Annotated in this window: 12 protein-coding genes; 10 read left to right on the top strand and 2 right to left on the bottom strand. The window is 72.0% G+C overall.

Going from position 1 to position 12,539, the window contains the following annotated elements; genetic code table 11:
• The first annotated feature begins 235 nt into the window (after positions 1–235).
• The 10 genes from AB0H71_RS33315 to pdxS all read left to right on the top strand — a co-directional run bounded on the left by AB0H71_RS33315 (position 236) and on the right by pdxS (position 11,638).
• Positions 236–2,443: a bifunctional SulP family inorganic anion transporter/carbonic anhydrase gene (locus tag AB0H71_RS33315; RefSeq protein ID WP_357029382.1), complete on the top strand. Its 2,208-nt coding sequence runs from the start codon at positions 236–238 to the stop codon at positions 2,441–2,443.
• 199 nt (positions 2,444–2,642) lie between these two features.
• A complete protein-coding gene (locus tag AB0H71_RS33320) occupies positions 2,643–3,005 on the top strand; it encodes a TIGR02611 family protein (protein WP_357029467.1) in 363 nt (120 codons plus the stop codon).
• Positions 3,002–3,748 (top strand): (2Fe-2S)-binding protein, encoded by a 747-nt coding sequence (locus tag AB0H71_RS33325; protein WP_357029385.1) that lies wholly within the window; start codon positions 3,002–3,004, stop codon positions 3,746–3,748. Before AB0H71_RS33320 ends, AB0H71_RS33325 begins: the two co-directional genes overlap by 4 nt.
• 160 nt (positions 3,749–3,908) lie before the next feature.
• The gene (gene thrS / locus AB0H71_RS33330; protein WP_357029388.1) at positions 3,909–5,963 is read left to right on the top strand and encodes a threonine--tRNA ligase; all 2,055 of its coding nucleotides are present in this window, start codon (positions 3,909–3,911) and stop codon (positions 5,961–5,963) included.
• A gap of 71 nt (positions 5,964–6,034) precedes the next feature.
• Complete coding sequence (locus AB0H71_RS33335; RefSeq protein WP_357029391.1) at positions 6,035–6,598, top strand: HIT domain-containing protein; 564 nt, start codon at positions 6,035–6,037, stop codon at positions 6,596–6,598.
• 1 nt (position 6,599) lies between these two features.
• Entirely contained in the window at positions 6,600–7,268 is a 669-nt protein-coding gene (gene pgsA / locus AB0H71_RS33340) for a phosphatidylinositol phosphate synthase (RefSeq protein WP_357029394.1), read from the top strand.
• Entirely contained in the window at positions 7,265–8,215 is a 951-nt protein-coding gene (locus tag AB0H71_RS33345; protein ID WP_357029397.1) for a phosphatidylinositol mannoside acyltransferase, read from the top strand. Before pgsA ends, AB0H71_RS33345 begins: the two co-directional genes overlap by 4 nt.
• Complete coding sequence (locus tag AB0H71_RS33350; RefSeq protein WP_357029400.1) at positions 8,212–9,336, top strand: glycosyltransferase family 4 protein; 1,125 nt, start codon at positions 8,212–8,214, stop codon at positions 9,334–9,336. Before AB0H71_RS33345 ends, AB0H71_RS33350 begins: the two co-directional genes overlap by 4 nt.
• Positions 9,336–10,379: an NUDIX domain-containing protein gene (locus tag AB0H71_RS33355; protein ID WP_357029469.1), complete on the top strand. Its 1,044-nt coding sequence runs from the start codon at positions 9,336–9,338 to the stop codon at positions 10,377–10,379. Before AB0H71_RS33350 ends, AB0H71_RS33355 begins: the two co-directional genes overlap by 1 nt.
• Positions 10,380–10,735: 356 nt before the next feature.
• Complete coding sequence (pdxS, locus tag AB0H71_RS33360; RefSeq protein WP_357029403.1) at positions 10,736–11,638, top strand: pyridoxal 5'-phosphate synthase lyase subunit PdxS; 903 nt, start codon at positions 10,736–10,738, stop codon at positions 11,636–11,638.
• 68 nt (positions 11,639–11,706) lie between these two features.
• On the opposite strand, the gene AB0H71_RS33365 is transcribed toward pdxS, so the two are convergent.
• Positions 11,707–12,060, bottom strand: coding sequence for a hypothetical protein (locus AB0H71_RS33365; protein WP_357029406.1), 354 nt, complete (start codon positions 12,058–12,060; stop codon positions 11,707–11,709).
• Positions 12,060–12,518, bottom strand: a complete 459-nt coding sequence (locus AB0H71_RS33370) for a prevent-host-death protein (protein WP_357029409.1) — start codon at positions 12,516–12,518, stop codon at positions 12,060–12,062. Before AB0H71_RS33370 ends, AB0H71_RS33365 begins: the two co-directional genes overlap by 1 nt.
• Between the last annotated feature and the right edge of the window lie 21 nt (positions 12,519–12,539).

Below are 12,539 nucleotides of genomic sequence, written 5' to 3' on the forward strand. Positions count from 1 at the left end.
GCGAAAAATGTTGAAGCGCAAGGATTTCAGACTGGCAGCGTAGCCCTCCGCCCGGCAGCGGAGTTCTCAGGCTTTGCTAAGTCATTACCAATACCCTTGCTTTTCATTGCACCCCGGCCCACCGCGGCGCCGGGGCATCGCTCCACCGCGACTGCCGGTTCGCGGTCTGTGCTCCCTGTCGGATTTCGTGATCGTCAACCGACCCCGGCTGCGCCGGGTCGGCGAAGGAGAAGACATGGCAATCGAGAACGACCTGGCTCCACCCGGCCGCCCCGCGCTGCGGGAGCGGATGAATTCCGTTCTGCGCCACGATGTTCCCGCATCCATCGTGGTGTTCCTGGTTGCGCTCCCGCTCTCGCTGGGAATCGCGGTCGCCTCCGGCGCGCCGGTGGCGGCCGGGCTCATCGCCGCCGTCATCGGCGGCATCGTGGCCGGGCTCCTCGGCGGGGCGGTGCTGCAGGTCAGTGGCCCCGCGGCGGGGCTCACCGTGGTGGTGGCCGAGTCCATCGCCCAGTTCGGCTGGCGCACCACCTGTTTCATCGTGGTCGCCGCCGGCGTGCTGCAGATCCTCTTCGGGCTGAGCCGGGTGGCGCGCGCCGCGCTCGCGGTGGCGCCGGTGGTGGTGCATGCCATGCTGGCCGGGATCGGCCTCACCATCGCGCTGCAGCAGGTGCACGTGCTGCTCGGCGGCGAATCGCAGAGCAGTGCCTGGCGCAATATCGCCCAGCTGCCGCAGCAGGTCGTGCAGCTGCACGCCTGGGACGCGGCGATCGGGCTGGTGGTCGTCGCCATCATGATCGGCTGGCGCCGGGTGCCGAAGCGGCTCGCGGCGGTGCCGGGCCCGCTGGTGGCCGTCGTCGTCGCCACCGTGCTCTCGCTGGTGCTGCCCACCGATGTCGAGCGCATCGTGCTGGACGGCTCGCTCTTCGACGCCATCGGGCTGCCGCAGATCCCGGACGGCGGCTGGGCCGCGGTCGCGCTCATGGTGCTCACCATCGCGCTGATCGCCAGCGTGGAGAGCCTGCTCTCGGCGGTCGCCATCGACAAGATGCACGACGGCAAGCGCACCAACTTCGACCGCGAGCTGATCGGCCAGGGCTCGGCGAACGTGCTCTCCGGCCTGGCCGGCGGGCTGCCGGTGACCGGCGTGATCGTGCGCAGCGCGACCAATGTCGCCGCCGGGGCGCGCAGCCGGGCCTCGGCCGTGCTGCACGGGGTCTGGCTGCTGGTCTTCTCGGTGGCGCTCGCGGGGCTGGTCGAGCGGATTCCGCTGGCCGCGCTGGCCGGGCTGCTCATCGTGATCGGCGTGCAGCTGGTCAAGCTCGCGCACATCAAGCTCGCCAAGCGCACCGGCGACCTGCTGATCTACGCCTCCACCATTGTCGGCGTGGTCTTCCTGAACCTGCTGGAGGGTGTACTCATCGGGCTCGCGCTCGCCTTCGCGCTGCTGCTCTGGCGGGTGGTGCGGATCCACGTGCACGCGCAGCGGGCGCCCGGCTCCGAGCAGTGGGTGGTGCGGATCGACGGCTCCTGCACCTTCCTGGCGCTGCCGAAGCTCACCGGCGAGCTGGGCAAGGTGCCCGAGGGCGCCGACGTCACGGTGGAGATGACCGTCGACTTCCTCGACCACGCCGCCTTCGAGGCGCTGGAGGAGTGGGTGCGGCAGCAGGAGAACGGCGGCGGCTCGGTGCACTTCGTCGAGATCGGCAGCGCGCGGATGGCGGATGCCACCGCCGGGCCGCCGGCCCGCGGCATGGGCCGCGCCATCTGGGACGACATCCTCGGGCCGTGGCGGCACGAGGCGGCGCCGGAGGACCGGGTGACGGCCGGGGTCGCGGCCTACCACCGCAGCCACGCGCACGTGGTGCGGCCGCACCTGGACGAGCTGCGCGACCGGCAGGACCCGGATTCCTTCTTCCTCACCTGCGCCGACTCCAGGATCGTGCCGAACGTCATCACCAACAGCGGCCCCGGCGACCTGTTCACCGTGCGCAACGTCGGCAATCTGGTCCCGGTCACCGGCGACCCGTCGGTGGAGGCGGCGCTGCTCTTCGCCCTGGCCGAGTTGGACGTGCGCAGCGTCGTGGTCTGCGGCCACTCGTCCTGCGGGGCCATGAAGGCGCTGCACTCCGGGGCGGAGGCCGGGCCGGAGATCGGTGCCTGGCTGGCGCACGCCGCGCCGAGCCTGGAGCGGTTCCGGCTCGGCCACCCGGTCGCGCTGGCCGCCCGCGCGGCCGGCTTCGGCGAGGTCGACCAGCTCAGCATGGTGAATGTGGCCGTGCAGCTGGAGACGCTGCGCCGGCATCCGGCGGTGCTGGAGCGCGGGGCCGCGGTCACCGGGCTGTTCTTCGACATCGCCAGCGCGCGGGTGGTCGAGGTGACCGAGGACGGGATCGCGCAGATCGACGAGCGCGGGCAGCGGCGCGTGCTCGAACCGGCCTGACGCCGGGGCCCGCCCGGACCATCCGGGCGGGCCCCGGTGCCGCCCGCCCCGCCGGGCGGCGGTGTTCGGGCGGCCGTGCCCGGTCGGCTCGTACGCTGGGCTGGTGACCATCGAGCCCGACCCCGCCGCGCCCGCGCCGCCCGACGCCGCCCGGGAGGCCCGCGCCCGGCGCGAGCACCGATACGCCTGGCGGCGCCGGATCGCGGAGCGCCGCGGCATGGAGTTCGGCTACCGGATCCTGGTCGCGGTGGCCGGGGTCGCGGTGCTCGCGCTCGGCATCGTCGCCATTCCCTACCCGGGCCCGGGCTGGGCTCTCGTCTTCGCCGGGCTCGGCATTCTGGCCAGCGAATTCGCCTGGGCACAGCGGGTCCTGGCGTGGCTTCGCGAGCGGTACCGGCAATTCATGGCATGGTTCTCGGCGCGCGGGCCGCTGATCCGCGCGCTCGCGGCGCTCGGTACCTTCCTCCTCGTCGTCGCGACGCTCTGGGTGCTGAATACGTTCTCGCTGGTCGGCGGCTGGATCGGAGTGGAATGGCCATGGTTGCGCAGTCCCCTGAAGTGACGGAGACGGTGGGCGGCGCCGCGCTGCGCGACCCCGCCTGGGTCACCGCGCGGATCACGGAGATGGGCCGCAGCTGGGGCACCGGCTCCTGCCGTGCCGCGGGCACGCTGTGGTGGTGCATGGTGGCATCGGCCCTGGTCCAGCCGGTGGTCAGGGCCTACGCCGCACAGTCGGCGGTGCCCACCGTCGAACTGGACCGGATCACCTGCCCGGTCCGCGCCGACGGCGGCGTCGAAACCGTGCATTTCCCCGCGGATCCGCCCGCCGCCGCCCTCGCATCCGGCGCGGCGCAAGCGGGCGACGCCGCACTCGCGCTCACCGGAACCGCGCCCACCGGAACCGGCCCGGTCGAGCGGGCACAGTCCCCGCACGCGGCGAACGGCCGCGCCTCGGACACCCGCGCCGCCGCACACGCGCTGCGCGCGAGCCTGGCCTCGGTCATCGCCACCGTCGCCCAGGCATCCGGCGCGGGCATCCCCGCGCTCTGGGCGGTGGTCGCCGACGCCATCGGCAACCGCGCCATCGACGCGGGCGCCGCCGCCATCGCCCCCGCGCTCGCGCACGACGTCGGCGGCAAACTGCCCACCCCCCGCTTCCAGGAGGTCGCCGGCCGCACCTTCGTCAAGCGGATCTCCTGCTGCCTCGTCTTCGAGGCGCCCGGCTGCGCCATGTGCACAAGTTGCCCGAAGCGCCCCGCGGCCGAGCGCGAGCAGCTGCTGACGGCACTGACCACGGGGAACTGACTCCCCGGCGGAGCATCGGCCGCGGTGTCCGTCGGCGCGTCCGCCCGGCGGTGCCGATAGCATGGCAGCGCCGGAGCACACGGGTGCCCGGTATCGACGCGGGATTCCGCCCCAGGGGCGGGAAACGCCCGTGCCCGACGACGCCGAGGAGAGCTCAGCCGTGACCATCTCAGCCCCGATCAGTCCTGCCACCCACGTCCGGGTGCCTGCCGGGACGACGGCGGGTGCCGCGGTGCGCGAGGCGGGGCTGCCGACCAAGGGTCCGGACACCATCGTGGTGGTGCGCGACGCCGAGGGGCTCAAGGATCTCTCCTGGGCGCCGGAGGCCGACGTCGAGGTGGAGGCGATCGCCGCGAACACCGAGGCCGGCCGCAGCGTGATCCGGCACTCCGCCGCGCACGTGCTGGCCCAGGCGGTGCAGCAGGAGTTCCCGGAGGCCAAGCTCGGCATCGGCCCGCCGATCAAGGACGGCTTCTACTACGACTTCCGGGTCGACCGCCCGTTCACCCCGGAGGATCTGGCCAAGCTGGAATCCCGGATGAAGAAGATCGTGAAGGGCGCCCAGCGCTTCGCCCGCCGCGTGGTGGAGGTCGAGGACGCCAGGGCGGAGCTTGCGGGCGAGCCGTTCAAACTGGAGCTCATCGCCGACAAGTCCGGCATCGACGACCCCGAGGTGATGGAGGTCGGTGGCAAGGAACTCACCATCTACGACAACCTCGATCCGCGCTCCGGCGAGCGGATCTGGGGCGACCTGTGCCGCGGCCCGCACATCCCCACCACCAAGTTCATCCCGGCCTTCAAGCTCACCCGCAGCTCCGCCGCGTACTGGCGCGGCGACCAGAGCCGCGAGGGGCTGCAGCGCATCTACGGCACCGCGTGGGAGTCGCCGGAGGCGCTGGAGGAGCACCTGCACCTGCTGGCCGAGGCCGAGCGGCGCGACCACCGCAAGCTCGGGCTGGAGCTCGACCTCTTCAGCTTCCCGGACGAGCTCGGCTCCGGGCTGCCGGTCTTCCACCCCAAGGGGGGGATCATCCGCAAGGAGCTCGAGGAGTACTCGCGGGCGCGGCACGTGGCGGCCGGGTACGAGTTCGTGAACACCCCGCACATCACCAAGGGCCACCTCTTCGAGGTCTCCGGCCACCTGGACTGGTACCGGGACGGCATGTTCCCGGCCATGCAGCTGGACGCGGAGTACAACGAGGACGGCACCGTCCGCAAGCCCGGCCAGGACTACTACGTCAAGCCGATGAACTGCCCCATGCACAACCTGATCTTCCGCTCCCGCGGCCGCTCGTACCGCGAGCTCCCGCTGCGGCTCTTCGAGTTCGGGTCGGTGTACCGGTACGAGAAGTCCGGCGTGATCCACGGCCTCACCCGGGTGCGCGGCATGACCCAGGACGACGCGCACATCTACTGCACCAAGGAGCAGATGCACGCGGAGCTGACCAGCACCCTGCAGTTCGTGCTCGGGCTGCTCGCCGACTACGGCCTGGACGACTTCTACCTGGAGCTCTCCACCAAGGACCCGGTGAAGTTCGTCGGCTCGGACGAGATCTGGGAAGAGGCCACCGAGACGCTCGCCAAGGTCGCCGCGGCCTCCGGGCTGGACCTGGTGCCCGACCCGGGCGGCGCCGCCTTCTACGGCCCGAAGATCTCGGTGCAGGCCAGGGACGCGCTGGGCCGCACCTGGCAGATGTCGACCATCCAGCTCGACTTCAATCTGCCCGAGCGGTTCCAGCTGGAGTACACCGCCGCCGACGGCAGCAAGCAGCGCCCGGTGATGATCCACCGCGCGCTCTTCGGCTCCATCGAGCGGTTCTTCGGCGTGCTCACCGAGCACTACGCGGGCGCCTTCCCGGCCTGGCTGGCGCCGGTGCAGGTGGTCGGCATCCCGGTGGCGGAGGCCTTCGCCGAGCACCTGGACGCGGTCGTCGAGCGGCTGCGCGACGCCGGGGTCAGGGCCCAGGTCGACCGCACCGACGACCGCATGCAGAAGAAGATCTTCAACCACACCGCGCAGAAGGTGCCGTTCATGCTGCTCGCCGGCGAGCGCGATGTCACCGCCGGTGCGGTGAGCTTCCGCTTCCGCGACGGCAGCCAGGTGAACGGGGTCCCGGTGGACGACGCCGTCGCCACCATCCTCGCCTGGATCGCGGGCCGGGAGAACGCCTCGCCGAGCGCGGACGGGTTCGAGGTCCGGAAGGCGGGGGCATGAGCGAGTCAGGCCCGGAGGCGGGAGCGGAGCGTAGCCACGGAGGGCCCTCGCCCAGGCCGGATGGACAGAGCATGAGCGAGGAGTTCGTGGTGCGGGGGGCGGGGGAGCCGGATCGGCTGCAACGGCTGTGGACCCCGTACCGGATGTCCTACATCTCGGAGGCCGCCACCGCCGAGCCCAAGAACGGGTCGACCGGCCACCCCTTCACCGACATCCCGCTGATGACCGACGAGGACGGCCTGGTCATCGCGCGCGGCGAGCTGGTGTACGCGGTGCTCAACCTGTACCCGTACAACCCCGGCCACCTCATGGTGGTGCCGTACCGCAGGGTCGCCAAGCTGGAGGATCTCACCGACGCCGAGTCGGCCGAGCTCATGGCCTTCACCCAGGAGGCGATCCGCACGGTCAAGCGGGTCTCCTCGCCGCACGGCTTCAATGTCGGGCTGAACCTGGGCGGGGTCGCGGGCGGGTCGCTCGCCGACCACCTGCACCAGCACGTCGTCCCGCGCTGGGGCGGCGACGCCAACTTCATCACCGTCATCGGCGGCGCCAAGGTGATGCCGCAGCTGCTGCGCGACACCAGGGCGCTGCTCGCCGACGCCTGGAAGAATCCCGCCGCGAAGGATGTCGAGTGAGGTGCTGAGCTTCTTCGGCCGCGCGACCTTCGCCAAGGCCACCGCCCCGCTGGGCCGCGCCCTGGTGCGCACCGGGCTCACCCCGGACGCGGTGACGCTGCTCGGCACCGCCGCCACCATCGCGGCGGCGGTAACGCTCTTCCCGGCCGGTCACCTGTTCTGGGGCACCATGGTGATCTGGCTCTTCGTCATGTTCGACATGCTGGACGGCGCCATGGCCAGGGCCAGGGGCGGCGGCACCAGGTACGGCGCGGTGCTCGACGCCACCTGCGACCGGGTCGCCGACGGCGCCATCTTCGGCGGGCTGGCCTGGTGGGCGGTGTTCCACGAGGACAGCAGGCTGCTGTTCGCCGCGACGCTGGTGGTGCTGGTGACCTCGCAGGTCATCTCCTACGCCAAGGCGCGCGCCGAGGCCAGCGGGCTCTCCGCCGACGGCGGGCTCATCGAGCGGCCGGACCGGCTGATCATCGTGCTCGTCGGCGCCGGGCTCACCGGCATCGGCGGGTACTGGGGGATCGAGTGGCTCACCTGGGCGGTGCACGTCGCCATGTGGATCCTCGCCGTGCTCAGCATCGTCACGGTGTTCCAGCGGGTGCTCGCGGTGCGCAACTCGCCCGGCGCCCGCGACCTGCTCCCGCCCGCGGGGTCCGCGCCGCAGGACACCGCATGAGTCTCGGCGAGCGGCTGAGCGCGCTCGGCTACGCCGCGGGCTGGCGCGTCGTCCGCGCTTTGCCGGAGGGGCTCGCGCGCAGCGCCTTCCGCATCGGCGCCGACCGCGGCGCCCGCAACGGCGGCCCGGACCAGCTGCGCCGCAACCTCGCCCGCGTCCTCGGCGTCCCGCCGGCCGAGGTACCGGACGAGCTGATCCGCGCCTCCGTCCGCTCCTACGCCCGCTACTGGCGCGAAGCCTTCCGCCTGCCCACCATGGACCACGCCGCGCTCGGCCGCTCCCCCCTGCTCCCGGTCGAGGGCCGCGAGCACCTGGATGCCGCCCTGGAGCGCGGCAAGGGCATGCTGCTCGTGCTCCCGCACACCGGCAACTGGGACATGGCCGGCGTCTGGCTGGTGCAGAACTACGGCCGCCTCAGCACCGTCATGGAGCGGCTGAAGCCGGAATCGCTGTTCGAGCGTTTCGTGGCCTACCGCGAGAGCCTCGGCTTCGAGATCTTCCCGCTCACCGGCGGTGAACAGCCGCCCTTCGCCACGCTCGCCGACCGGCTCCGGGCGAACGGCATCGTCTGCCTGCTCGGCGAGCGCGACCTCACCGGCCGCGGCGTCCCGGTCACCTTCTTCGGCGAGCGCACCTGGATGCCGGGCGGCCCCGCCGCGCTCGCCGTCGAGACCGGTGCCGCGCTGCTCCCGGTGCACCTCTGGTTCCGCGAGACCGCGGACGGCACCGAGGCGTGGGGGCTGCGCGTCGGCGCCGCCATCGACACCACCGGCGGCGTCGCCACCGCCACCCAGGCGCTCGCCGACTCCTTCGCCGCCGGCATCGCCGAGCACCCCGCGGACTGGCACATGCTGCAACCGCTCTGGGAGGGCGATCTCTCCGACCGCAGGCGCGCGGTGATCGAGGCCGCGCAGGCGGGCAGGCACTCCGGCGAGGCACCCCGATGAGGATCGGCATGGTCTGCCCGTACTCCTTCGACGTGCCGGGCGGCGTGCAGGCGCACGTCGTCGAGCTGGCCCGGGTGCTGATCGAGCGCGGCCACCGGGTGAGCGTGCTCGCCCCCGCCGCCGAGGAGACCGAGCTGCCGGACTTCGTGGTCTCGGCCGGCCGCGCCGTCGCCATCCCGTACAACGGCTCGGTCGCCCGGCTCGCCTTCGGCCCCATGGCCTACACCCGGATCCGGCGCTGGATCGAGACCGGCGACTTCGACGTGCTGCACATTCACGAGCCGAACGCGCCCAGCCTCTCCATGCTCGCGCTGAAGATCGCCGAGGGGCCGATCGTCGCCACCTTCCACACCTCGACCACGAAATCGCTGGTCCTGAGCACTTTCCAGGGTGTGCTGCGGCCCTACCACGAGAAGATCACCGGCCGGATCGCGGTCTCCGAGCTGGCCCGGCGCTGGCAGGTGGAGGCGCTCGGCTCGGACGCCGTGGAGATCCCGAACGGCGTCGACGTGGGGGCCTTCGCCCGCGCGCCGCTGCTGCCCGGCTACCCGCGCCCCGGCGGCACCGTGCTCTTCCTCGGCCGCTACGACGAGCCGCGCAAGGGCATGGACGTGCTGCTCGCCGCGCTGCCCGCGCTGGTGGCCCGGCATCCGGACGTGCGAATCCTGGTGGTCGGGCGCGGCGACGAGGAGCGGCTGCGCAGGCAGGCGGGCCCGCACGCCGACCGGCTGCACTGCCTCGGCCAGGTCTCCGACGCCGAGAAGGCCGCCGCCATGCGCAGCGCCGACGTCTACGTGGCGCCGAACCTGGGCGGCGAGAGCTTCGGCATCATCCTGATCGAGGCCATGGCCGCCGGAACCGCGGTGGTCGCCAGCGAGCTCGACGCCTTCCGCCGGGTGCTGCGCGACGGCGCCGCGGGGGTGCTCGTCCCGATCGGTGACGCCGCCGCGCTCGGCACCGCGCTCGGCGACCTGCTCGCCGACGCGGACCGGCGCACCGCGCTGGTGCGGACCGCGACCCGGGTGGTCGGGGAGTACGACTGGCCGGTGGTGGCCGAGCAGATCCTGCGGGTCTACGAGACCGTCACCGTCGGCGACGAGGGAGTGCGGGCCGCCGGATGATCACCTTCTCCGCCACCACGGTGCTGGTCCTCGCCATCATCGTCGCGGCGCTGGCCGCGCTGGCGCTCTGGGCCTACGCCACCGCCAACCGGCTGGACCGGCTGCACGTGCGCAACGACCAGTCCTGGGCCGCCCTGGAATCCGCGCTGGCCCGCCGCGCGGTGGTCGCCAGGGCGGTGGCGCTCGCCATCGCCGGCCCGGTCTCCGACCCCGCCGCCACCGAGCAGGCCCGCAGGCTCACCGCGCTCGCCGGGCGGGCCGAGCGCGCCGACCGCGGCGAGCGGGAGGCGGCGGAGAACCGGCTCGGCGCCGCGCTCGCCGCCGTCGATATCGAGCACCTGCGCCCGCAGCTCATCTCCGAGCTCGCCGACGCCGAGGCCAGGGTGCTCATCGCCCGCCGCTTCCACAACGACGCCGTGCGCGACACCCTCGCGCTGCGCACCAGGCGCCCGGTGCGCTGGCTGCACCTCGGCGGCACCGCGCCGCTGCCCACCTACTTCGAGATCCCCGAGCGCACCACCCCGGCCGCGTCGACCGGGCTCGCCGTCGACACCAGCCGCACCTCCGCCCGGGTGGTGCTGCTCGACCACTCCGGCCGGGTGCTGCTCATGCGCGGCTCCGACCCGCGCACCCCGGAGACCGCGTTCTGGTTCACCATCGGCGGCGGCGTCGAACCGGGGGAGACGCTGCGCCAGGCCGCCGTGCGCGAGCTGCACGAGGAGACCGGCCACAGCGCCGACCCCGCCGCGCTGCGCGGCCCGATCTGGCGCCGGGTCGCGGTCTTCCCCTTCGACGGCGAGCTCATCCGCGCCGAGGAGCTCTTCTTCGTGCTGCGGGTGCCCGCCTTCGAGCCGAACCCGGCCTCGCTCACCTTCGTCGAGCGCCGCTCGATCTCCGGCAACCGGTGGTGCGCGCCGGACGACATCGTGGCACTGGACCGTTCCGGGGAGACCGTCTACCCGTACCAGTTGGACGAGTTGCTCGCCGAGGCCGCCGCCGTCGCGGACGGCGGCGACGAACCCGAGGTGCGCTCGATCCGCTGAAACATTCCTGTGATCTGCTGCACAATCGAGGGGCTGTGGGGTGCCCGGCTCCCGGGGTCGGGTACCCCTGAACGGACGCGCGTCATCGGGGGCGCGCAGAGGTGGAGGTAGCACATGTCGTATCTGCTTTTCGATTTCCTGACGCCGCTGATCGGCCCGGCCGCCGCGACGTACTGGGCCGAATTGCTGGTCGTCGCTCCGCTGTAACGGTCGTCACGATCGCGGCGGGGTTGCTGTACTTGTTGGTCCGGTACCAGACCAGTGGTGCCGGACTGGCTATCAAGTGGCCTGCCTGGCACGCCTAGAATCGGGAGCGTCCCCCCGACCGTTAGGCGCACATGATCCAGGAGTTTGCCGTGACCACCCCCGATCCCACCCCGACCACCGGTACCGCCCGCGTCAAGCGCGGCATGGCCGAGATGCTCAAGGGCGGGGTGATCATGGACGTCGTCACCCCCGACCAGGCGAAGATCGCCGAGGACGCGGGCGCCGTCGCGGTGATGGCGCTGGAGCGGGTCCCCGCCGACATCCGCGCCCAGGGCGGCGTCTCCCGGATGAGCGACCCCGGCATGGTCGAGGGCATCATCTCCGCCGTCTCCATTCCGGTGATGGCCAAGGCCAGGATCGGCCACTTCGTGGAGGCCCAGATCCTGCAGAGCCTCGGCGTCGACTACATCGACGAATCCGAGGTGCTCACCCCCGCCGACTACGCCAACCACATCGACAAGTGGAAGTTCACCGTCCCCTTCGTCTGCGGCGCCACCAACCTCGGCGAGGCGCTGCGCCGCATCACCGAGGGCGCGGCCATGATCCGCTCCAAGGGCGAGGCCGGCACCGGTGACGTCTCCAACGCCACCACCCACATGCGCAAGATCCGCCAGGAGCTGCGCCGCCTTTCTTCCCTGCCGGAAGACGAGCTCTTCGTCGCCGCCAAGGAGCTCCAGGCACCGTACGAGCTGGTCCGCGAGGTCGCCGAGACCGGCAAGCTGCCCGTCGTGCTCTTCACCGCCGGTGGCATCGCCACCCCCGCCGACGCCGCCATGATGATGCAGCTCGGCGCCGAAGGCGTGTTCGTGGGTTCCGGGATCTTCAAGTCCGGGAATCCGGCGCAGCGGGCCGAGGCGATCGTCAAGGCGACCACGTTCTACGACGATCCCGACGTGCTGGCCAAGGTGTCGCGGGGGCTGGGCGAGGCGATGGTCGGCATCAATGTCGAGGAGATCCCCGAGCCCCACCGCCTCGCCGAGCGCGGTTGGTGATCTTTTCCCCCGAAGGCTGCCCGGCACCGAAAAGTGCCGGGCAGCAGTCGTTTGCGTGGTCCGAGGCCCTACTTCGTCTCGCTCGGATGGTTCGTGTGCACCTGTTCCAGGAATACCGTGCGCTCGTCCACGTAGAACCAGATGCGTGCGGTCCCCTTGGCGGTCGGCTTGTGCTGCCAGCGCTCGTGGGTCGCGCCGCCGCGCTCGATGACGCCGAGCGCGCCCCTGAGCGGGTAGTTCGTCGGCGTCGTGGACAGCGGCGTTCTCGTGAGGAAGTCCCATGTCTCCGTCATGGGGTTGCGGATCGTCGCGACGAGGTCCCGCCACCCTCTGTGCGCTTCGGAAGTGGCGAAACGAATTTCGTACTCGGTCTTTCTCGGCGGACGGGGAACCAACTCACCCTTTTTGGCTGCCGCCATCATCAAGGCCGCTCCACGGGGGTGTCCTCGTCGAGCCACTCCAGGTCGGTGCGGCCGAGGCCGGCGGCGATAGCCGTCGCGGTCTCCTTCCAGGAGGTCAGCTCGGCGATCGCCAGCTGCGGCTGGTCGGTGGAGAAGGAGGCGCGGGCGGCATCGACGAGGTCCTGTGCACAGGTCTCCCGGTCGGCCGGCGACAGTGCGAGCATCCAGGGGAATGCCTTGGCCATGCGCTCGGCGAGTGAGCCTCGGTCATCGAGGGTGACGGTGATGAGCTGCGCGGCGAACTGCAGCAGGCGGGTGCGGCCCTCTGCCTCGCGCTGCGACATCAGGACCAGCGCCTCGCCATCGCGGCGGGTCACCGTCACGGGGTGGTTCTCGGCCTCGGCGAAGACCTCCGCGGAGTGCTTGCTCAGGTCCGAAGAGCGGCGGGTCGCCGCGGGTAGGTCTGCTGCGGTGCCCATGGATCCATGGTATTCGGAACG

It is taken from the genome of Nocardia sp. NPDC050697 (assembly GCF_040654395.1).
Lineage (GTDB): Bacteria > Actinomycetota > Actinomycetes > Mycobacteriales > Mycobacteriaceae > Nocardia.

What these genes read in the sequence shown, in the direction of transcription:
- AB0H71_RS33315 (WP_357029382.1), top strand. Translation starts at nt 236, where the DNA reads ATGGCAATCGAGAACGACCTGGCTCCACCCGGCCGCCCCGCGCTGCGG.
- AB0H71_RS33335 (WP_357029391.1), top strand. Translation starts at nt 6,035, where the DNA reads ATGAGCGAGGAGTTCGTGGTGCGGGGGGCGGGGGAGCCGGATCGGCTG.
- AB0H71_RS33345 (WP_357029397.1), top strand. Translation starts at nt 7,265, where the DNA reads ATGAGTCTCGGCGAGCGGCTGAGCGCGCTCGGCTACGCCGCGGGCTGG.
- AB0H71_RS33350 (WP_357029400.1), top strand. Translation starts at nt 8,212, where the DNA reads ATGAGGATCGGCATGGTCTGCCCGTACTCCTTCGACGTGCCGGGCGGC.
- AB0H71_RS33365 (WP_357029406.1), bottom strand. Translation starts at nt 12,060, where the DNA reads ATGATGGCGGCAGCCAAAAAGGGTGAGTTGGTTCCCCGTCCGCCGAGA.
- AB0H71_RS33370 (WP_357029409.1), bottom strand. Translation starts at nt 12,518, where the DNA reads ATGGGCACCGCAGCAGACCTACCCGCGGCGACCCGCCGCTCTTCGGAC.